Genomic DNA, 19,779 nt, shown 5'->3' with positions numbered 1-19,779 from the left:
CCTTGTCGGTGTTCGGCGGCCACCGTAGCGTCGCGGACATGGCCAACTCCCCCGCCGTGGCGTGCGTCGTCCTCGCCCACGAGGACCCGGCACACGTCCGTCGCCTGATCGAGGCGCTCGACCCGTTCCCGGTGTTCCTGCACTGCGACGCGCGGACGCCGGACGACGTGTGGGCCGCGATGACCGCCGACCTGCCTGCACGGGTGCGCCTGCTGCCGCGGATGCGCACCGGCTGGGCGCGCTGGGAGAACGTCGCCGCCGAGGTCGAGGGCTACCGGGCCGCCCTCGCGGAGACGGACGTGTCGCACGTCGCGGTCCTCACCGGCAGCGACTACCCGCTCGGGAACCCGGCGGAGCTGACCGCGCTGCTCGAGGCGAACCACGGGACCTCGTTCCTCGGCGTGCACCCGCTGCCGTGGTCGGAGTGGGGCCGTGGGGGCGGCCTGCCGCGCCTGCGGTTCCCGCACTGGGCGTGGCGCAAGCACATGATCCGTGTCCCCGTCCCGCGTCGACTCCCCCGCGGCGTCACGCCCGCCGGTGGGTCGCAGCTGAAGGTCCTCGCACGGGAGCACGCCGACGCCGTCGTGCGCGCCGTCGACACCCGGCCGGACCTCGTCCGGTTCTGGCAGCGCGTGTGGATCGCCGACGAGACGTTCGTGCCGTCGGTGCTCTGGACCGAGTCGCTGACGCCGGGCTTCCGCCAGGCCCACCTGCCGCACTCGCTGTGGTGGATCGGGTGGGACGGCTCCGCGATGAAGAGCCCGCCGTGGCTGACGATCGCGGACGCCGGCCGGCTGTTCCAGTGGCGGACCCAGCCCGTCGCCGAAGCCCGGGAGGTCCCGCAGCTGTTCGCACGGAAGTTCTCGACCGACCGGAGCGCGGAGTTGCTCGACCTCGTCGACGCGGCGTTCGGGCTGCGGCCGACACGACCCGAGCGCGTGGCGGCCGAGGTGGTGCCCTCGTGATGCCGTCGCAGGACACCGGGGCCGCGCAGCCGACGACCCGCCGCGAGGCCCGTGCAGCGCGCGAGGCCGCCGCCGCGACCGGCACCGCGGTCGCGGAACCCACCGCCGTCGCGGATCCCGCCACCGGCACGGACCCCGCCGCCGGCACGGACCCGGCCGGCACGGACCCGGCACCCGCCACCGGCTCGACGCGCACGGTGTCGTCGGTCCTCTTCGGCCGGGGCCTGCTGTACGTCGTCGTCTGGTCGATGCAGCTCGTCGTGTCGTCGCTGATCTCCCCCGTGCTCGCGCACCTGATGCCCCCGGCCGAGTTCGGCGTGCTCGCGTCCGCGATCGCCCTGTACCAGGCCCTCGGTGTGCTCGCCGTGGCCGGGCTCGACCAGGCGACCGTGCTCCAGCGCGCCGAGGACGGGGACGACCGGCGTGCGCGGGGCCTGCTGAGCGTCGGCATCACCACCGCGGTCCTCGTCACGGTGGTCTCGCTCGTCTCCATCCCGGTCTGGGGCGACGCCGCCGGGTTCGTCGGGCAGCACCCCTTGCTGCTCATCGCCGTCCTCTGGGTCGGTCCCGCCGCGGTCGTGCAGCTGTCCCTCGCGCTGCTCGTGGCGCAGGACCGGATCCGTGTCTTCGCCGTCACGAGCCTGCTGTCGTCGATCGGCGGCTCGATCATCGGGCTCGGCCTCCTCACCTTCGTGCACGCCGACGCGGTCACCTACGCCTGGGGCGGGGTCGTGGCGCAGGGGATCGCGATGGTGATCGGCATCGTCGCGACCCGTCCCCGCATCGCGGGGCTGTTCGACCGGAAGACCACCGCCCGGGCGTTCCGGCTGGGCATCCCGATCGCGCTCGGGAACCTGTCGTACTTCGTGCTGAACGCCGGCGACCGCATCGTCATCCAGCGGCTCCTCGGCCCGGAGGAGGTCGCGCGCTACCAGATCGCCTACGTCGTCGGGTCGGCCGTCATCCTCCTGCTCTCCTTCACGAACCAGGCGTGGGCACCCCACTTCGCGGCGCTCCGCGACGCCGTCGCCCGTCGTGAGCTCGCCATGCACTCCCGCGACGAGCTGTACCGCATGCTCGCGCCGGTGCTGCTCGCCGTGACGCTCGTGTCGCCCGTCGCCCTGCCGATCCTCGCCCCCGCGTCCTACCGGGTGCACGAGCTGACCGTCGTCGTGCTCATCGTCGCCGTGACCGCGCTGCCGGTGGTGGCGAGCGGCGCGACCGGACGCCTGCTCGTCATCGAACGGCGGGGCGTGGCCGTCGGCGTCATCGCCGCGATCGCCGGCGCCGTGAACATCGGCGCGAACATCCTCCTGGTGCCGTGGCTCGGCCTCGCGGGCGCCGCCGTGTCGACCGTCGTCGCCTACGTCGTGCTCGCAGCCCTCCAGCAGGCGGTGCTCCCCGACCGTCGGGCATGGCGCGGGCCAGGGTGGCGGATCGTCGTGCCGGTGGCTGCGGGCCTCACGGTCGCCGTCGCGTCGCTGTTCGTGCCCCAGGACCTGTTCTGGAACTGCTTCCGGATGGCCGGCGCCGTCGCGTGCCTGCCATGGTTCGTCCGCCGACTCCGTGCCGCCCGAGGAGGGACCGCATGACCACCGGACGGCCGCTCCGCATCGCTCTCGTCACCTCCGGACTGGCGATCACCGGCGGCCTGGAGCGGTGCGTCCTCGAGGACACCGAGGAGCTCGTCGCCGCGGGCCACGAGGTCCTCGTCTGGCACCGGGACGACGGGATGCCGCGGGCGGGTGAGGGCCGTCCGGCCTTCGAACGCCTCGGCGTCCGGCTCGTGCACGGCACCGACCCGCGCTTCGGTGTCCGCTCCGCGCTGCGGGACGTCGTCCGCTTCGTCCGCGAAGGGCTGCGGCTCCGCAGCTGGGCACCCGACGTCATCTGGCTGAACCGGCCCGAGTACCTGCCCTACGGTCGCGTCGTCTCCGCCGTGTCCCGTGTCCCGCTCGCGGTGCACCTGCACCATGCGCCGAACTACGGGCGGCTGCGGCCCTTCGCCGGCGGCCGGACCCGCTACCTCGCCGTGTCCGCCGCGATGGCCGACGCGTGGGCCGCCGTGGGGGCGCCCCGTGACCGCACCACGATCGTGCCGAACGGGGTCGACACCGCCGAGTTCCCCCCGGCGACCGAGTCCGCCGCCCGCGACGCGCGAGCGCGCCTCGGGCTGCCCGAGGACGCCCCCGTCGTGCTCTACTACGGCCGGCTCAGCCGCGGGAAGGGCGTGGTCGCCCTCCTGGAGGCATGGGGTCGCGTCCGTTCGTCGGCTCCCGTCCGACGGCGGGTGACGTGCCCGACCGCGGGCGGCGCGACACACACCGCGCCCGTCCTCGTCCTCGCCGGCGCGCTCTACCCCGACGAGGAGGCGGCCGTCCAGCGGGCCGTCGACGCGCTCCCCGAGGGTTCGGTCGTCCTGCTCCCGGAGCGTGACGACGTGCTCCCGCTCCTGCACGCCGCGGACCTCGTGGTCGTCCCGTCCGTCGAACCCGAGGGCTTCGGCAGGACGGTCGTCGAGGCCATGTCGACCGGCACGCCGGTGGTCGCGGCCGCGTCCGGCGGCACGGCCGAGATCCTCTCCGGCGAGTGGGCGCGGTACACGGTCGACCCGAGCGACGCGGCGGCCCTCGCGGCCCGCATCGTCGACGTGCTCGAAGAGGCGGCGACGGACCCGTCGCTCGGGGCCCGCTGCCGGGAGTGGGTCAGTGCCCGGTACGGCCGGACCCCGCACGTCGCTGCCCTCCTCGCCGCGCTCGAGGAGCACGCCCGACGCTGAGCGCCCGCGGCGGCGCTCAGTCGCCGACGGCCGACGCGACGACCACCATCACCGGACTGTCCTCCCGGAGCGGTCCCCGCTGCCAGTCACCGAAGACCTCGACCGCCTCGAAGCCGGCTGCACCGACGTCGCACACCAGCTCGTCGTGGCCCCGGAACCGCAGGTCCTCGCTGTACGCCAGGGTCTCGTCCGTGTCGACGAAGCGGTTGGACGCCACGAGACGGACGACGCCCGGAGCGATCTCGGTGGCCTCGGACCACTCCTCGAGCGGACCGGCCGCCGTGACCCGGGTCGACCGCCCGTCGGAGGTCCAGGCCTCCCAGGCCCGCGCGGCGGGGTTCCGGCTCTCGAACGCCACGGTGCCGCCCGGCACGAGCACGGACCGCAGGTCGCGCAGTGTGCGCTGCCACGCAGCGTCCCCGATGTGCTGTGCGACGTTCCCCGTCATCAGCGCGAGGTCGCGGGGCTCCGCCGGCACGTCGCGGCTGTCACCGAGGATCCACGAGACGCTCCCGCCGCCCGGACGTCGTCGCGCGGCGTCGAGCATCGTGGCCGAGGGATCGACGCCGAGCACGTCGCGGTCGACACCGGCGAGCGTCACGGTCAGGATCCCCGGTGCCGCAGCCCAGGTCGACGATCCTCCGGGCGCCGACGTGGTCGGCGAGACCGCGCCAGAAGTCGTGGTCCGGACCGTCCGGGTTGTCCACGTCGTACAGGTCCACGAGCCGTCGGTCCAGGTCCACCACCCCGCGACCGTAGCGCGGCTCGCCCGGAACGCGCCGCGGGCCGGGCGCGTCGGCCGGGTCGGGTCAACCCTTCGGCACGTCGACCGTGATCCAGTCGATGAGCAGCGACCCGTCCGACTCCTTCGGCGGCACACCACCGAGCGACCCGGCCTGCACCACGAAGTGCATGGGCTCGACCGGGATGTCCTTGTCCGTCGAGGCGATCTCGTGCCCGTCGATCGAGAACGTCATGCGCTGCGGCGTCCAGTCGATCGTGTACGTGTGCCAGTCCTTCAGCGAGGCCGCGGTCTCGAGGTGGACGCACTTCTCCGCGGGCGCGGCGAGGCAGTGCACGTTGAGCCACGCGGGCGCTCCGAGTGCGCCCTCGGGGAAGTCGACCTCGCCGTCGGCCCAGACGTTCCGGTCGCTCCACAGCAGCACCGCGACGCCGTACCCGTCGACCTCGTCGCTGCGCATGCGGATGCTGTAGCGGCCGGCGGTCTGGCCGCCCCACTTGCCGTCGACCAGCGGCACGATCCCACCCGCGAGCGGGGTCCCGCCTGCGGTCGTGCGCATCCGCATGTCGAGCACGCCGTCGTGCGCGGTCAGTGCGGACGCGGAGTAGCGACCGGTCCCCGCGGTGTCGGCGAAGCCGTGGTACACGGAGAACCGGTCCGCGTAGGGCTGTTCGAACCCGCCGGTCGCGGTGGGCTCGGCGAAGTCCTCCGAGAACGCCCGCGTCCACCCGGCCGCAACTGCGGTCGGCATGGTCTCACCACTGGGGTCGACCGCGGTGCCCGAGGACGCACCGGTGGCGGCCGCGGCGACGATCCCGGCGGTGACGACGACCGCGCCCGCGGCCAGCCCGAGGCGACGGCGGCCCGGGCCGGCCGGGCGGAGGTGCCTCGAGTGACCCGCACCGTGCGCGGGGGCGGCACCGTGCGCCGAGGCGGCGTCGGTCGTCAGCGTGGACGGCGGGGTCAGGTCGTCGTCCACGCGCGCACCTCCGAGAGCCCGGCGTTCTGGGTGCCGGAGGAGACGCCGGTGACGGTGAACCGCACCCAGGTGACGGTCCGCCCGGAGAAGTCGACGTCCAGCGTCGAGCCGTCGTTCGGCAGCGAGCCCACGCGCACGCTCGTACCGTCCGAGAAGGTCAAGGTGCCGCTCGTGACGCGGTCGGTGGTGTTCGGGCGGTCGTGGAGCTCGATCCGGCCGAGGCGCTGCGCGGAGGCCCAGGTGAGCTGGATCCAGGTTCCGGACCGGCCGTTCGGCGCGACCCACTCCGCCGACGGGTTCACCGGGTAGCCGGACACGACGCCGTCGACGGCCTTCTGCACGGTCTGCCCGTCCGCCGGGTTCTGCGCGCTCGCCGTCGGGGTGGCCGACCCCGTGACGTCGCGGGGCGCCGGAGTCGGTGTCGGAGTCGGCGTCGGAGTCGGCGTCGGCGTCGGCGTCGGCGTCGGCGTCGGCGTCGGCGTCGGCGTGGGCGTCGGCGTCGGCGTGCTGCCCGTGCCCGACGCGCCGATCGCCCGGATCTCCGCGAGCCCGGCGTTCTGGGTCCCACTACTCACCGACGTCACCGTGAACCGCACCCAGGTCACGCTCCGGGCGGCGAACGACACCCGCTGGACCGTGCCGGCGTTCGGCAGGGCCGACACCGCGACGCTCGACCCGTCCGAGAACGTCAGGGTCCCGCCGGTGACCTGGTCGGTCGTGTTCGGCCGGTCGGCGAGGTCGATCGCCGTCAGCGACGTCGACGACGGCCAGGTGAGCTGGAGCCAGGTACCGGCGCGACCGTTCGGGGCGACCCACTCGGCGGACGGGTTCGCCGGGTAGCCGGACACGACGCCGTCGACGGCCTTCACCGCGGTCTGGCCGTCCGCCGGGTTCTCGGCGCTCGCGGTCACGGTCGCCGCCGACGTGACGTCGACGGTCGTCGGCGGCGGGGTCGTCGACCCGGAGCCGGACGTGTACGCCCGCAACTCGGCGAGCCCGGTGTTCCGGGTGCTGCTGCTGACCGAGGTGACGGTGAAGCGCACCCACGTCACCGATCGGGCCGCGAAGGTGACCTGCTGCAGCGTGCCGCTGTTCGGCAGCGCCGGGACGGCGACGCTCGAACCGTCGGAGAACGTCAGCGTGCCGCCCGTGACCTGGTCGTCGCTGTTCGGTCGGTCCGCGAGGTCGATGCTCGACAGGGCCTTCGCGGACGACCACGACAGCTGGATCCACGTCCCGGCGCGACCGTTCGGGGCGACCCACTCCGCCGACGGGTTCGCCGGGTAGCCCGAGACGACGCCGTCGACGGCCTTCGCCGCGGTCTGGCCGTCCGCGGGGTTCTCCGCACTGACGGTGACCGTCGCCGACCCCGTGACGTCGGTGCGGTCGCTGCCGGGATCCGACGGGTTCGTGGGCTGCGACGGATCCGCCTGTCCGACCGTGTACTGCCGCTGGAGCCAGGACGACTCGGGACGGGAGGAGCACGCCGTCCAGGTGGCGCACGTCTCGCTGTCGTGGGCGGCGTAGGTGAAGAACGCCGACGACTTCGCCGCGACCTGGGCCGAGGTCAGGTTCGTCGGCCGTCCCTCGATCGGGTACCCGATGTACCCGGTGAACGTGTGCGCTCCGGTGTACTGCTGCTGTGCCGCGTCCGTGAGGTACGCCACGGTGTGGTGGTCGCTGTGGTCGCCGTCGCCGTACCCGCCGGAGTGGTCGAGCGTCCGGACGGCCGTCGGGGCGTACCCGCTGACGAGGCCGGCGATCGTCGCGCGGAGCTCAGCGAGCGTGTAGGTCGCCGGGGACGGGGCGTCCGCGATCGTGGAGAGGGTCTGCACCCACCCCTGGTAGAGCTGCTGCAGGCTCGTGTACCCGGTCGCCCAGAAGCCGTTCCCGCCGAGGTTCCCGTCGGGGAGGTCCATGAAGACGAGGCTGAGGCGGGGGTCCGCGGTCAGGGTCTCGAGCCGGAGTGACTTGCCCGCCACCGCGATGGTGCTCGTGGTCGTCGCGGGGTCGACCCCGGCGATCGACGCGTACGCCGCCACCAGTCCGGTCTGCCGTTCGCGCCAGTACCACGCGGGGTAGCCCGCGTCGGCGGCGGTCACGACGACGGTCCGGACGCAGGCGCCCGCCTCGATGCTCGCCCGCAGGTCGGTGCCCTGGAAGAGCAGGTCGTCGTCGGGGTGCGCGACGACGTCCAGGACCCGTCCGGCGCGGCAGTCCGCGCCGGCCCCGGGGTCGGTCGTCGCCGCGTCCGCAGCGTCACGCGCGCCGAGCACCGTCGTCATCGCCAGGACGACGGTCAGGGCCGTCACCGCGGCGGTGACGAACCGGACCGACCCTGACCGTCGGCGCTGCGGCTCCTCAGGCTGCGCCATGGCGGAGCCCCTCGGGCGTGAGTTCGTACACGACGGTCGTGCCGGACGACCAGACGGGCTTCCAGTACGGCGAGTCCGCCATGGCGGCCGACAGCTCCCGGTAGTCGGACTCGCTCTGGTACCCGTACCGCTCATCGTAGGCGCCGAACGGCGCGGCCACGATCGCGTAGTACTTCGTCGCCGCCCAGGTGCTGACGAGCTTGCGCGTGACGTTCGAGACGTCCGCCGTGGCGTCGTAGTCCTCGCTGGCCGGGTAGGCACCGAACACCTCGCGCGAGAGCGCGCCGACGTCGAAGTACCGGGACCCGATGTTGCTCGGGACGGCGTTCGCCGACCCGGTGAGCAACATGATCGAACCCTTCGGCGCGGTCCGGTCGTAGAACTGCATCGCGGCGGCCTGGCTCCGGGTCGGGACCCGGTTCCAGTCGAGCGAAGTCTGCCCGAAGGACCCGACGGCGACCAGCCCGGCGACGAGGACCGTGACGGCGACGAACCGGACCGCGACGGGACGTCCGACGCGGCGGACGAGCCGGCCCGCCCAGGCGAGACGACCTCCGGGCACGGGCAGGCCGGCGGCGAGGACGGCGATCCACGGGGTCGCGAACAGCACGACGCGGAAGATGCCCTCCTGGCCGTAGTTCGTCGCGACGAGGAGCGAGATCGGGCTCGCGGCGGCGAGCAGCAGCCCCCAGTGCACACGGTCGCGACGGACGAGGACCGTGATGATCGCGGCGAGTCCGAGCACCACGAGCGCGGCCGCCGGCACGTCGAACGCGAGCCGCGTCACGAGCGGCTTCGGCAGCACGGTCATGTCGTGCGCCGGCGGCTGGACGTTGGTGAGCACCTGGCCGACCGCGGCGAGCGACAGGAACTTGTCGAGGATGCTGCCGTTGAGGAGCGCGAACACGACCGCCGGGACGAGCACGACGAGCGACACCCACCAGGGGCGGAGCAGGCGGAACACGACCAGCACGACGATCGCCGCCACCGTCAGGTACGGCGAGATCTGGTGCGTGACGGCCAGCACGATGCTGATCGCTGCGATGCCGATCAGCCGGGACAGCCCGACCGCCTGCGGACGGAGGACCGTCACCGGCTCGCCGTCCTCGCCCGTCACCGTGGCGCGGCGCAGCGTCCCGGTGGCGAGCACGAGGATCGCGACCGACAGCAGGATCCCGGTGGACTGCGGCGAGAAGTACGTCGTGTTGAGCGACCCCGTCATGGCGGTCAGGAACGCCGCGATCCACGGACGACGGGCGCCGGGCAGCCAGTGCGCCGCGAGCACGCCGACGCCGATGGTCGTCGTGAAGGCCAGCAGGACCGGCACCCACGCCGCGATGGTCATCGCGTCGACGATGCCACCGACGTCCGCGACCCACGCACCGCCGGCGAACAGGCCGGACCAGGTCTGGAAGATGTCCGACGCGGGGTCGGTGCGGCCGAACTGCCGGATGTACTCGAGCACGCCGATGTGCCGGGCCGCGGCCATGACCGTCGGCATGCCGTACGTGATGGCCTGCGCGAGCTGCACGACGCCGCCGAGCACGACGACCGGCACCGCGACGCCCTTGCCGCGCACGAGCGCCACGACGGCGGCCGCGACGACCAGGGCGAGCCCGACCGGCAGACCGACCCCGAGCGAGCCGAACAGGCCGTCCGGCACGGGGTCGCCGACGTGCGTGACGGCTGCGACCACCACGACGAGCAGCCCCGCGACCGACGCAGCGGTCACCGTCCGGGTGGTCGTCCACGTCCAGCGGCGGCCGTCCGGCTGCGCGGCGCGATCGAGTCGCTGCCGGTGCAGGTCGCGGAGGTCGCGCGGCACGGCGGTGGCGACCGCGATCGCGGTGAGGAGCACCACGGCGGCGAAGGGCACCACGGGTGCCCACAGGCCGGCCGTGGCCATGGTGTAGCCGATCGCGATCGTGCCGACGATCGACGTCGACACCGCGAAGAGCGTGAACCGGGCGAGGGGCATCGGGCGCAGCAGCAGCATCGGGGCGATCCCGACGACGGCGAACAGGAACACGCCGACGGCCGAACCGCGCAGCACGGGGACGTCGAACGCGGCACCGATCGCAGCCGCGAGCAAGGTGACGACGACGAGGGCCGCGGCGGTGAGCCGGGCGGCGGGTCCCATCACCCCGGTCGCGACCGGAGCGGGAGCAGCCGTGGCGAGCTCGTGCCGTCCCCGGCTGGTGCGGTCGATGGTGCCCGCTCCCCCGAGGCGTTCGGCGAGCGCGAGGAACGGCGCCGTCACGACCGAGCGCCGCTCGACGCGACGCAGTCGGCGGGCGGTGTCGGTCCAAGCGGCCTCGACCGAGGCGGGCCCCGGGTCGACCGCGGTCGCGCCGGACGCCGCCACCGCGGTGGCCCCGCTCGGGACCCGTCCGGCGACGCGACGTCCGCGCTCGCCACCGAGCTCCGTGACCGGGTCGCCCTGCTCGAGTCCGAGCCGCGCGAACGCGGCGATGGCATCGGGGACGGTGTCGACGGTCGCGGCGACGGTGTCGCGGTCGAGGGCGTTCTTGGTCATCCAGGCTCCGAGTCCGTGGCCGTGCGCGGCGGCGGTGCGGCGGAGCGACGAGGAGTCGTCCGCGGGGCGCCACCAGGCGATCGCGGCGGGTTCGACGGCGATCGCGGAACCCGCGAACAGCAGTCGGGTGAAGAGGTCGAGGTCGTCGCCGCCGCCGACGCGGGTCCCCGGCCCGAATGCGGTGTCGAACCCGCCGATGGCGAGCGCGGCACGGCGGCGGACGGCGAGGTTGGCGCCGGTGCCGTACGCGGCGGCGGCGAAGGGGTGCAGGGGCGCGTCGGCCGGTTCGTCCTCGCGGCGGAACACCCGCCGCCGGATCGTCCGCGCCGCCGGCGTGTGCTCGTCGTGCCAGCGTTGCGCCGGGGTGCGGATCTCGGCGGTGGGCACCAGGCCGGTCACGCAGGCGACGTCGTCGTCCTGCAGGAACGGCGCCGCGATGGCGGCCGCCCAGTCCGGGTCGACGACGGCCCCGCTGCCCAGGAAGGCGACGACGTCGCCGGTCGCGGCGAGCAGTCCGGCGTTCCGGGCCGCGGCGAGTCCGCCGCCCGGGGCCGGCACGGTCGTGACGGTCCGGCCGCCGATCTCGGTGCGGCCGTCGCCGTCGGCGCCGGTCGAGACGACGACGACGTCGAGTTCGACGCCCCGCGACGCCAGCACCGAGCGCATGGTCGCGCCCGCGTCCCCGTCCGTGCAGAGCACCACGGTGACGGACGGCAACGCCTGATCAGCGGCCGGACGTCGTTCCGGGGTGGGCATGTGCCGGACGGCACGCTCCAGGGTGCGGAGCTCGATCGAGGGTCCGACGCGGCGACGGTCGGTGACCTCCGCCTCGACGAAGCCGACGGGCTCGCCCCGGTCGCGCACGAGGAGTCGTGCGCGCCGGTAGCCCTCGGCGCCGGCGAGGCCGACGGCGTCGCGGTGGCCCCCGCCGTGGAGTTCGGCGCGGTCGACCTCGCCGATCCAGACGGCGCCGTCCCAGGTCGGCACGAGCGACGTGTCGACGACGGGGCGGAGCACCCGGTTGAGGGTCGTCCTGGTCATGGTGTGCCGATCGGTTGGCGGACCGCGGGGGTGACGGGTGCGCTGACGACGAGGCCGCCGAGGAGCCGGCCGACCGCGTACCCGGTGATCGTCGAGGCGACCGACAGGACGATGGCGGCGGCGCGGACGCCGCCTCCGCGGCCGACTGCCCGCAGCTCACGGGCGATCGCCCCGGGGATCACCCGGGTGAGGTACGTCGACTCGCTCGACAGGGAGTCGCCCGTGCCGACACGACGGCTCAGGACGGCCTTCGAGATGCCCTCGTAGTAGCTGCGGCGCCGCAGGTACCGGACGGTGACCCGGTCCGCGGAGACGCGGTGGGAGACGTTCGACCGGGGTTCGTGCCGGATCCGGGTGCCCGGCCGGGCCTGCGCGAGCCGGATGCAGAGCTCCGTCTCCTCGCAGCCGAGCGGCTGGTTGCCGACCCGGCCGATGCCGGAGCGGAACCCACCGGCGGCGAGGACCGCCTCGCGGCGGAACGCCATGCTCGAGCCGATGACGTTGCGCACGTCGCCGGCGGTCTCGGGGAGGCCCGCGTAGCTGCAGCCGACGATCCAGAGCAGCTCGTCGGAGTACGGACCGGAGCCGGTCGCGTCGGGCCAGGACGGCGTCGCGCGTCCGCCGACGCCGACGACCTCCGGGTCCTCGAGCGCGGCGAGGAGGTGTCCGAGCCAGTCGTCGTCCGCAGTGGCGTCGTCGTCGAGGAACGCGACGACGTCGGCGTCCGTGAGCGCGACCCCCGTGTTCCGGGCGCCGGACAGGCCGCGGTCCTCGGCGTTCTCGACGACGCGCAGCTCGGGCCATCGCGCCTTCGCCCGTGCGTACAGCTCGGGCTCGTGGTCGATCACGACGACGACCTCGGGGTGCTCGGGCTGGCGCTTCGCCGACTCGACGCTGTCCTGCAGGTCGCCCCACCGCAGCTGCGTGTAGGCGCAGATGACGACGGCGACGCTGGTCACGCGAGGTCCCCGTCGAGCGCGCGGGCGTCGACGACGGCCGGCTCCGTGGCGGCGCTGACGGGTGCCGTGATCTCGCCGGTCGGCGCGTCGATCGGCGAGACCGGCGCCGGCAGCGTGAGTGCGGCGGCGGCGACACGTGCACGGCTCTTCGCCTGCGACGCGCGACGGCGCTCGTGCATGATCGACGTCAGCACACGGATGCCGTCGGTCACGGCGTTGAGGTTGCTCGCCCCGTGCACCCGCAGCTTCTCGTGGCTGCCGACCTCGGCGATGCGGAGGTCCGCGGCCGACCAGCGGCAGGTCAGCACGGTCTCGATCTCGAACCCGTCGCCCCACAGCATCGACCCGTCGGTCGGCTTCGGGAGCGTCGAAGACAGCAGCCCGATGGCCGGCAGGGTGTCCGCCCAGAAGGCGTTGTAGCCGTAGCAGAGGTCGCTGTAGCGGGTGCCGAGGATGGCATTGCAGACGATGTTGAGTCCGCGGTTCCCGAGGTTGCGGACGATCGTGATGTCGTCGCTGCCACCGCCGAGGGCGTAGCGGGTGCCCTTGGCGACGTCGGCCCCGTCCGTCAGCGCCTGCACGAAACGCGGGATCTCGTCGGGGTCGGCGGAGCAGTCGGCGTCGAACATCACGACGATGTCGCCCGTCACGGCCTCGAACCCGCAGGCGAGGGCGTTGCCCTTGCCCTTGCGGGTCTGGTGCACCACGCGGATGTCGGGCATGAGCCGCTGCGCGGTCGCGACGGTGTCGTCGACCGAGTTGCCGTCCACGAGGATCACCTCGTACACCGGGGGCAGCTTGGGCAGGATGATCTCGAGGTTGCGGGCTTCGTTCCGTGCCGGGATGACGACGGAGACCCGGGGGTCTGCGGGTCGGACGGTGTTGGCGGGCATTGGACGTGCTCCTGTCGGGTTCAGGTTGCCGTGTTCGGTGCGTTCGGACGTGGCGCGGACGCGGGGTCCGCGGTCCGGCAGGGGCGCGGGTACGACGCCGCCGGGAGGGCGAAGAGGGCGGGTCCTCCCCCTTGTGCCTCAACCCTCGCGTCGCCGGGATGGCCGGTCAATGCGCTGCGGGGCCGCTTGCGGACCCTCGGGTGCGGATACGGAAACCCGCAACCGGTGCCGGCCGCGGTTCCCCGGCCCACCGGACGACGGCCTGGAGGCGCGTGCCGGGCTCGACACGCGCCTCCAGGCCGTCACGGGGTCGCGCCCCGCAGAGCCGGGATCAACCGGTCGTGACGGGTGCGTCCGCGAACGCGGCGCGCAGCGCCGCCGCGAGTTCGGCGACGTGCGGTTCGCGGAGCAACGAGGTGTGCTCGCACGCCATGCGGACCGTCGCCGTGTCACCGACGAGGATCGCGCCCCAGCCGTCCGCATCGGGGTTCGCGTCGGCGAGGACGTAGGTCGACCGCCCGCGGAACGGTGTCGGGTGGTGCCGTCGGGTGACGATCTCGGCCTGGTCGAAGAAGGCGTCGAAGTCGTCCTGCCCGCCGAAGCGCACGACGCCGGCGGCGTACGCACGGAGGCGCTTCGCGGCCTGCGCGCCGTACGGGACGCCCGCGGGCATGATGCGCCCCGCGACGCGGTCCACACCCGTCCGCAGCGCACGCAGGGCCGGGTTCCGCGGCGGGCGCGGCTCCATCCGGCTGAAGAGCAGGCGCGCCTGCTCGCTCTTCGTGCGCGGGAGGTAGGTGTCGAGGAGCGCCAGGTGCGCGACCTGCTCGCCGTTCTCCACGAGCAGCCGTGCGATCTCGAGCGCGACGAGGCCGCCGAGCGAGTGCCCGACGAGCAGGTACGGGCCGCGCGGCTGCACCACCCGCATGAGCGCGAGGTAGCGCCGGGCGCTCCGCTCGATGCTCCAGTCCGGCACGCCCCGGCGCTCGAGACCGTGCTGCTGGAACGCGTAGACGTCGTGCTCGGTGAGGTGCCGCGAGAGCGGCAGGAAGGTCAGGGCGAGCGCACCGCCGCCCGCGAAGCAGAAGACCGGCGGCCGGCCCGGCGTCCGAGCGGTGGAGACCTTCACGACGTCCGGGTGGCTCGGCAGCGCGCTCGTGCCGGACCGGACCCGACGCGCGAACTGGCGCAGGGTGGGGTGCTCGAGGAGCTCGGAGGACCGCAGGTCCACTCCGAGCCGCTCCTGGACGACCGCGAGCATCTCCTCGGCCGACAGGGAGTCGCCGCCGAGCGCGGTGAAGTCCTCGTCGAGCGGCACGCCCGGCAGCCCGAGCACCTCGGCCCAGATCTGCCCGAGGACGAGCTCCCACTGGTCGTACGTCGCCTCGGTCATGTCGGCCTCGACCTCGGGGGCGCCCGGCAGTGCGGACCGGTCGACCTTGCCGCGTTCGTTGCGCGGCAGCTCGGTCATCGGGACGATGGCCGCGGGCACCATGTACTCGGGCAGGCGCTCCCGGAGCGCCTTGCGGAGCGCCGCGGGCGCCGGGGTGCGGTGGCCGGGCCGGGGCACGACGTACGCGACCAGCCGGGTCACCGCCGGGGGCTCCACGAGCGCCGTGACGACGACGTCCAGGAGGTCGGGCACGGCCCGGAGCGCCGCTTCGACCTCGCTCGGCTCCACCAGGTAGCCGCGCACCTTCACGGCGTCGTCCGCCCGGCCGAGGAGGACCAGTCGCCCGGCCTCGTCGATCTTGGCGAGGTCGCCCTGCCGCCACGTCGGGGTGCCGTCGTCCGTGCGGCCGAGGCGCTGCGCCGTCTGGTCGGGTGCGCCCCAGTAGCCGGTGGTCAGCCCGTCGCCCACGACCACGAGCTCACCGGTCTCGCCGACCTCGGCCAGGCTGCCGTCGGGGCGCTCGATCCGGAGCGACTTGCCGGGGATCGGCCAACCGGCGGGCACGACGCCGTCGGGGACCGCGTCGTCCGGACCCACGGGGCAGAACGCCACGCTCGCCAGTTCGCTGGCACCGAAGCCGTTGACGAGCACCGTGTCCGGCCCGAGGTGGGGTCGAGCCGCGGCGACGTCGGTGCCGGTGCTCGGTTCCCCGACCGTGACGACGACGCGGAGGCCGGTGAGTCCCGCCCGGGGTCCACGGCCGGCGCCGGCGACGCTGCCGACGATCGACCGGAGCATGTGCGGGGTGCAGAGCATCGCGGTGACACCGTGCGCCTCGAGGTCCGCGAGGGTGCCCTCCACGCCGCGGTCTCGCGGTTCCAGGACGACCACCGCGCTGCCGTCCATGAGCGCGGCGAGCGCGTACATGAGCCCGGCCGTGAACGACAGCGGCGCCGCGATGCCGAGCCGGTCGCCGGGCCCGAAGCCCAGCAGCACCGCGTCGGCCTCGGCGTCCCGCACCTGCTGCCGGTGCGTCACGACGACGCCCTTCGGCAGGCCGGTCGACCCGGAGGTGAAGACGATGACGAGCGGGTCGCTCCCACCGGGTCGTGGCGCCGGGTCCGGCGCGAACCCGTCGTCGTGTGCCGCAGCAGCCTCGCCCTGCACCGTCGCCTCGTCCAGCACCGCCGCCTCGTCCAGCACCGCCGCCTCGGCCAGCACCGCAGCCTCGGCCAGCACTGCGCCGAGCAGGTGCACCCGGCCGTCGACGTCCCCGAGGGCCGCGGTCGCCCGGTCCGCGAGGGCTGCGGTCGCCACGATCTCCTCGACGCCGGCGAGCTGCACGACGTGCGTCAGCCGAGCCGCCGGCAGGTGGTCGTCCAGGACCACCACCGTCCGTCCGGCCCGCACGAGGGCCAGGACCGCGACGACGGTGTCCGCGGTCTGCCCGCTCATCAGGCCGACGGGCCGAGACGCGCCACCGCGGACCGGTCCGACGCCGGCACCGCCGTGGTCATCGGGCCGGAGGGTCGACGCCAACACCCGGGCGAGTGCCCGCGCGGCGTGGTCGGTCTCGGCGAACGTCCGGTCGGGACCCGATCCGGTCAGGGCCAGCGCGTCGCCGTGCGCCGCCACGACCCGGTCCCACCGGTCGAGGACGGAGTGGTCGTCGGCCGCCTCGATCACGGGGACGTGGTTCCACGGCGCACTGCTGGTCGTGACGGGTGTGGGCACGGAGTCTCCCCTGGCGGCTCGGCTGCTGGCACCGCGGACGTGCGGTGACCCTGCGACGGTACGGCGCGGGCGGACCGCAGCGGGCGAGGGTGGCGACGTCGTGCGGTTCCCCGCAACCAGCTCCGGGTGCGGCACCGGTCCGACCGGGTGTGCGGGACCACGGGGCGGACCCTGTCGATCCGCACAGGGACGCGGAAGCGGGCCCCGAGGGTCCGCGAGCACCCGCACCGGTCCACACTGCGCGCGCACCGTACGTCGGTGCACCGCGCGCTCGACCGGGGTGCCCTCGCGGCCCGGGAGTCCCGGACGGTCTGCGGTTCCCCGCAGCACCGGAGGGCCGATCGTCCGCGGGCGCGACGGCCGGTTCCCAGCGCAGACGACGGCCGGTTGCCCGCGCGGCCACGACGCGTGGGGTGGACAGGCGCATGTGGACAGGCGCAGGTGGACGGACGCGGCTGCTGCCGAGGGATCTCGCCGGTGAGACGACCGTCGGGCGTGTCGCTCCTGCGGGACCGCGTGTCGCGCTGGCCAGAGCGACTCACGACCGGCGTGTCGCCGCGGACCGCGGTCGACGCCCAGCGCGCCGCGGGCGCCACGCACCGGGAACGAGAACGGCCCCCGACATCTGTCGGGGGCCGTTTCACGATGGTGGCTGGGGTACCTGGACTCGAACCAAGAACGACGGTACCAGAAACCGCTGTGTTGCCAATTACACCATACCCCAAGAGGCCGTTCGGCCTCGTGTCCCGGTCGCCCGGGGCACGATCAACTACTGTACAGCATCCCGGACGTCTCTGAGACCACCGACCAGGTCGCGGTGGACAGCGGAGGCCGTCCGCGCTCCGTGACCGGCCGCGACGATGAGCTGTTCGGGCCCGGGCGGGGTCACGTCGCCGACCGCGTAGAGGCCGGGGACACCGGTACGCCCGGACGCGTCGACCACCAGCAGTCCCTCGGCATCGCGCTCGACGTCCGCCCCGAGCCAGTCGAGGTCCACGTGCCAGGTCGGCCGGACGAACCCGCCCGTCCGCGGCTCCACGTGGCCGTCCTCGAGCCGGACGCCCGTCATGCCGGAGCGGTCGCCCTCGAGGTCGGCGACCGGTCGCTCGTCGACGCGGATGCCGGCCGCGGCGAGCCGCTCGCGTCCGGCTTCGTCGAGCGTCGGTGCGCCGTTCGTGTAGACCACGAGGTCGTCCGTCCACGCGGCGAGGTACAGCGCGCGGTCCACGACGTCCGGCGTCTCGCACACGAACGCGAGGGCCTCTCCCGCCTTCTCGTACCCGTCGCACTCCACGCAGCTGTGCACGGACGTGCCGTAGAACGCTCGGAGCGACGGCAGCGACGGGAACTCCTCCCGGAGGCCCGTGGCGACCACCACCGCCCGCGCGGTCGCGGAGACGGCCGTTCCGCGACCCGTCGCGTGCACGCGCCACCCGGCCCCCTCGGGGACGACCTCGTCGACCACGGCCTGCACGACCGTCGCCTCCGGGTACGCCTCGACCTCGGCTCGACCGAGCTTCCGGAGCTCGAGCGGCGAGATGCCGTCCCGCGTCAGGAAGCCGTGGGACTGCAGGGTGGCGGCGTTCCGCGGCCGGTTGGCGTCGATCAGGAGCACCGTCCGCCGCGCGCGGACGAGGTTGAGCGCGGCGCTCAACCCGGCCGGCCCGGCGCCGACGACCACCACGTCAACCACGAGGACCCCGGCGTCCGTCCCGGCCGACGTCGCAGGACGCGAGACCTGCCCCACCCCGTCGCTCCTGGCGTCCACGACCGCTAGCGGGCCGCGAGCGAGCGGAGCCGGGCGAGGGTCGAGTCCTTGCCCAGGATCTCCATCGACTCGAAGAGCGGCGGCGAGATCCGCCGACCGGACACCGCGACCCGCAGGGGGCCGAACGCCAGGCGCGGCTTCAGCCCGAGGCCGTCGATGAGCGCGGTGCGCAGCGCACCCTCGATCGCCGGCGACTCCCAGGCGTCCAGCGGCTCGAGTGCCGCGATGCTCGCCGACAGCACCGCGCTGGCGTCGTCCTTGAGCGTCGCTGCGGCGTCGTCCTCGACGACCAGGTCGTCGTCCGCCGTGAACAGGAAGCCGAGCATGGCCGGCGCTTCGCTGAGCACCTGCATGCGTTCCTGCACCAGCGGTGCGGCGGCCGCGAGGACCGCTGCCTGCTCGGGCGTCGGCGGCGACGCGACGAAGTCCGTCAGGTACGGCAGCAGGCGGTCGCGGAAGTCGTCCGGAGCCAGCAGCCGGATGTGGTCGCCGTTGATCGCCTCGGCCTTCTTCTGGTCGAAACGCGCCGGGTTCGGGTTCACGTCGGCGACGTCGAACGCCGCGACCATCTCGTCGATCGAGAACACGTCACGGTCGGGTGCGATCGACCACCCGAGGAGCGCGAGGTAGTTCACGAGCCCCTCGGGCACCATGCCGTTCGCACGGTGCAGGAACAGGTTCGACTCGGGATCACGCTTCGAGAGCTTCTTGTTGCCCTCCCCCATGACGTAGGGCAGGTGACCGAAGACCGGGATGGACTCCGCCAGGCCGATCTCGTACAGCGCCTCGTACAGGGCGATCTGCCGCGGGGTGGAGGACAGGAGATCCTCGCCACGGAGCACGTGGGTGGTGCCCATCAGGGCGTCGTCCACGGGGTTCGTGAACGTGTAGAGCGGCTTGCCGTTCGGACGGACCACGACGAAGTCCGGGAACGTGCCCTGCTTGAACGTGATCTCCCCGCGGACGAGGTCGTCGAACGAGAGGTCACGATCGGGCACACGGAGCCGCAGCGCGGGCTCGCGCCCCTGGTCGCGGAACGCCTGGCGCTCCTCGTCGGTGAGGTCGCGCTCGTGGTTGTCGTAACCCTGCTTCGGGTCACGGCCGGCTGCCCGGTTGCGGGCCTCCATCTCCTCGGGCGTGACGAACGACTCGTACACGTGGCCGGATGCCCGGAGCTTCGCGATCACGTCCTCGTAGACGTCGGTTCGCTGCGACTGCCGGTACGGCCCGTGCGGTCCGCCGACGTCGACACCCTCGTCCCAGTCCAGGCGCAGCCACCGGAGCGCGTCGAGGATCTGCTCGTAGGACTCCTCGCTGTCGCGGGCGGCGTCCGTGTCCTCTATGCGGAACACGAGCTTGCCGCCCGTGTGGCGCGCGTACGCCCAGTTGAAGAGCGCCGTGCGGATCAGACCCACGTGGGGCGTCCCCGTCGGGCTCGGGCAGAAGCGGACACGGACATCGGAGCCGGAAGCGGTGGTGAACGGTGCAGTCATGACCCCCACAGCCTACCGGGCCAAGTGGCGGCGGAACCGGGCCGGGAACGCAGAAAACCCCTGACCACGTGGTGGTCAGGGGCTCCCTGGTGTTGCAACGTTGAGTCCGGCGGCGTCCTACT

General features: G+C 73.8%; 12 protein-coding genes and 1 tRNA gene. 3 read left to right on the top strand and 10 right to left on the bottom strand.

Going from position 1 to position 19,779, the window contains the following annotated elements:
• The first annotated feature begins 38 nt into the window (after positions 1 to 38).
• Genes IEY20_RS00065 through IEY20_RS00055 form a run of 3 tightly spaced genes read left to right on the top strand, consistent with a single transcriptional unit; the run spans position 39 to position 3,744 of the window.
• Positions 39 to 965, top strand: a complete 927-nt coding sequence (locus IEY20_RS00065; RefSeq protein ID WP_175329003.1) for a beta-1,6-N-acetylglucosaminyltransferase — start codon at positions 39 to 41, stop codon at positions 963 to 965.
• On the top strand, positions 965 to 2,557 hold the full coding sequence (locus IEY20_RS00060) for a lipopolysaccharide biosynthesis protein (RefSeq protein WP_175329002.1): 1,593 nt from the start codon (positions 965 to 967) through the stop codon (positions 2,555 to 2,557). Before IEY20_RS00065 ends, IEY20_RS00060 begins: the two co-directional genes overlap by 1 nt.
• Positions 2,554 to 3,744 carry a glycosyltransferase family 4 protein gene (locus tag IEY20_RS00055; RefSeq protein WP_175329001.1) on the top strand — a complete coding sequence of 397 codons (1,191 nt, stop codon included), beginning with the start codon at positions 2,554 to 2,556 and terminating at the stop codon, positions 3,742 to 3,744. The genes IEY20_RS00060 and IEY20_RS00055 overlap by 4 nt, the downstream gene beginning before the upstream one ends.
• A gap of 16 nt (positions 3,745 to 3,760) precedes the next feature.
• Here the strand turns inward: IEY20_RS00055 and IEY20_RS00050 are convergent, their stop codons facing one another.
• From IEY20_RS00050 to gltX, 10 genes are all read right to left on the bottom strand, one after another.
• Positions 3,761 to 4,345 carry a class I SAM-dependent methyltransferase gene (locus IEY20_RS00050; protein ID WP_229727772.1) on the bottom strand — a complete coding sequence of 195 codons (585 nt, stop codon included), beginning with the start codon at positions 4,343 to 4,345 and terminating at the stop codon, positions 3,761 to 3,763.
• A gap of 208 nt (positions 4,346 to 4,553) precedes the next feature.
• Positions 4,554 to 5,465, bottom strand: a complete 912-nt coding sequence (locus IEY20_RS00045; RefSeq protein WP_175329000.1) for a glycoside hydrolase family 16 protein — start codon at positions 5,463 to 5,465, stop codon at positions 4,554 to 4,556.
• The gene (locus IEY20_RS00040; RefSeq protein ID WP_175328999.1) at positions 5,450 to 7,840 is read right to left on the bottom strand and encodes a PIG-L family deacetylase; all 2,391 of its coding nucleotides are present in this window, start codon (positions 7,838 to 7,840) and stop codon (positions 5,450 to 5,452) included. Before IEY20_RS00040 ends, IEY20_RS00045 begins: the two co-directional genes overlap by 16 nt.
• Positions 7,827 to 11,417, bottom strand: a complete 3,591-nt coding sequence (locus IEY20_RS00035; RefSeq protein WP_188888818.1) for a glycosyltransferase family A protein — start codon at positions 11,415 to 11,417, stop codon at positions 7,827 to 7,829. Before IEY20_RS00035 ends, IEY20_RS00040 begins: the two co-directional genes overlap by 14 nt.
• Positions 11,414 to 12,376, bottom strand: a complete 963-nt coding sequence (locus IEY20_RS00030; protein ID WP_175328997.1) for a glycosyltransferase family 2 protein — start codon at positions 12,374 to 12,376, stop codon at positions 11,414 to 11,416. Before IEY20_RS00030 ends, IEY20_RS00035 begins: the two co-directional genes overlap by 4 nt.
• Positions 12,373 to 13,269, bottom strand: a complete 897-nt coding sequence (locus tag IEY20_RS00025) for a glycosyltransferase family 2 protein (protein WP_175328996.1) — start codon at positions 13,267 to 13,269, stop codon at positions 12,373 to 12,375. The genes IEY20_RS00030 and IEY20_RS00025 overlap by 4 nt, the downstream gene beginning before the upstream one ends.
• Before the next feature lie 331 nt (positions 13,270 to 13,600).
• Positions 13,601 to 16,396, bottom strand: coding sequence for an alpha/beta fold hydrolase (locus IEY20_RS00020; RefSeq protein WP_175328995.1), 2,796 nt, complete (start codon positions 16,394 to 16,396; stop codon positions 13,601 to 13,603).
• Positions 16,397 to 17,045: 649 nt separating this feature from the next.
• Positions 17,046 to 17,120: transfer RNA gene (locus tag IEY20_RS00015), tRNA-Gln, on the bottom strand.
• A gap of 45 nt (positions 17,121 to 17,165) precedes the next feature.
• Positions 17,166 to 18,143, bottom strand: a complete 978-nt coding sequence (locus IEY20_RS00010) for an NAD(P)/FAD-dependent oxidoreductase (protein ID WP_229727771.1) — start codon at positions 18,141 to 18,143, stop codon at positions 17,166 to 17,168.
• A gap of 26 nt (positions 18,144 to 18,169) precedes the next feature.
• Positions 18,170 to 19,657 carry a glutamate--tRNA ligase gene (gene gltX, locus IEY20_RS00005; protein WP_175328994.1) on the bottom strand — a complete coding sequence of 496 codons (1,488 nt, stop codon included), beginning with the start codon at positions 19,655 to 19,657 and terminating at the stop codon, positions 18,170 to 18,172.
• Positions 19,658 to 19,779 lie beyond the last annotated feature (122 nt).

The sequence above is a fragment of the Curtobacterium luteum genome, from assembly GCF_014646995.1.
Taxonomy (GTDB): Bacteria; Actinomycetota; Actinomycetes; order Actinomycetales; family Microbacteriaceae; genus Curtobacterium; species Curtobacterium luteum.
This window is presented reverse-complemented; position numbering and strand designations above follow the sequence as displayed.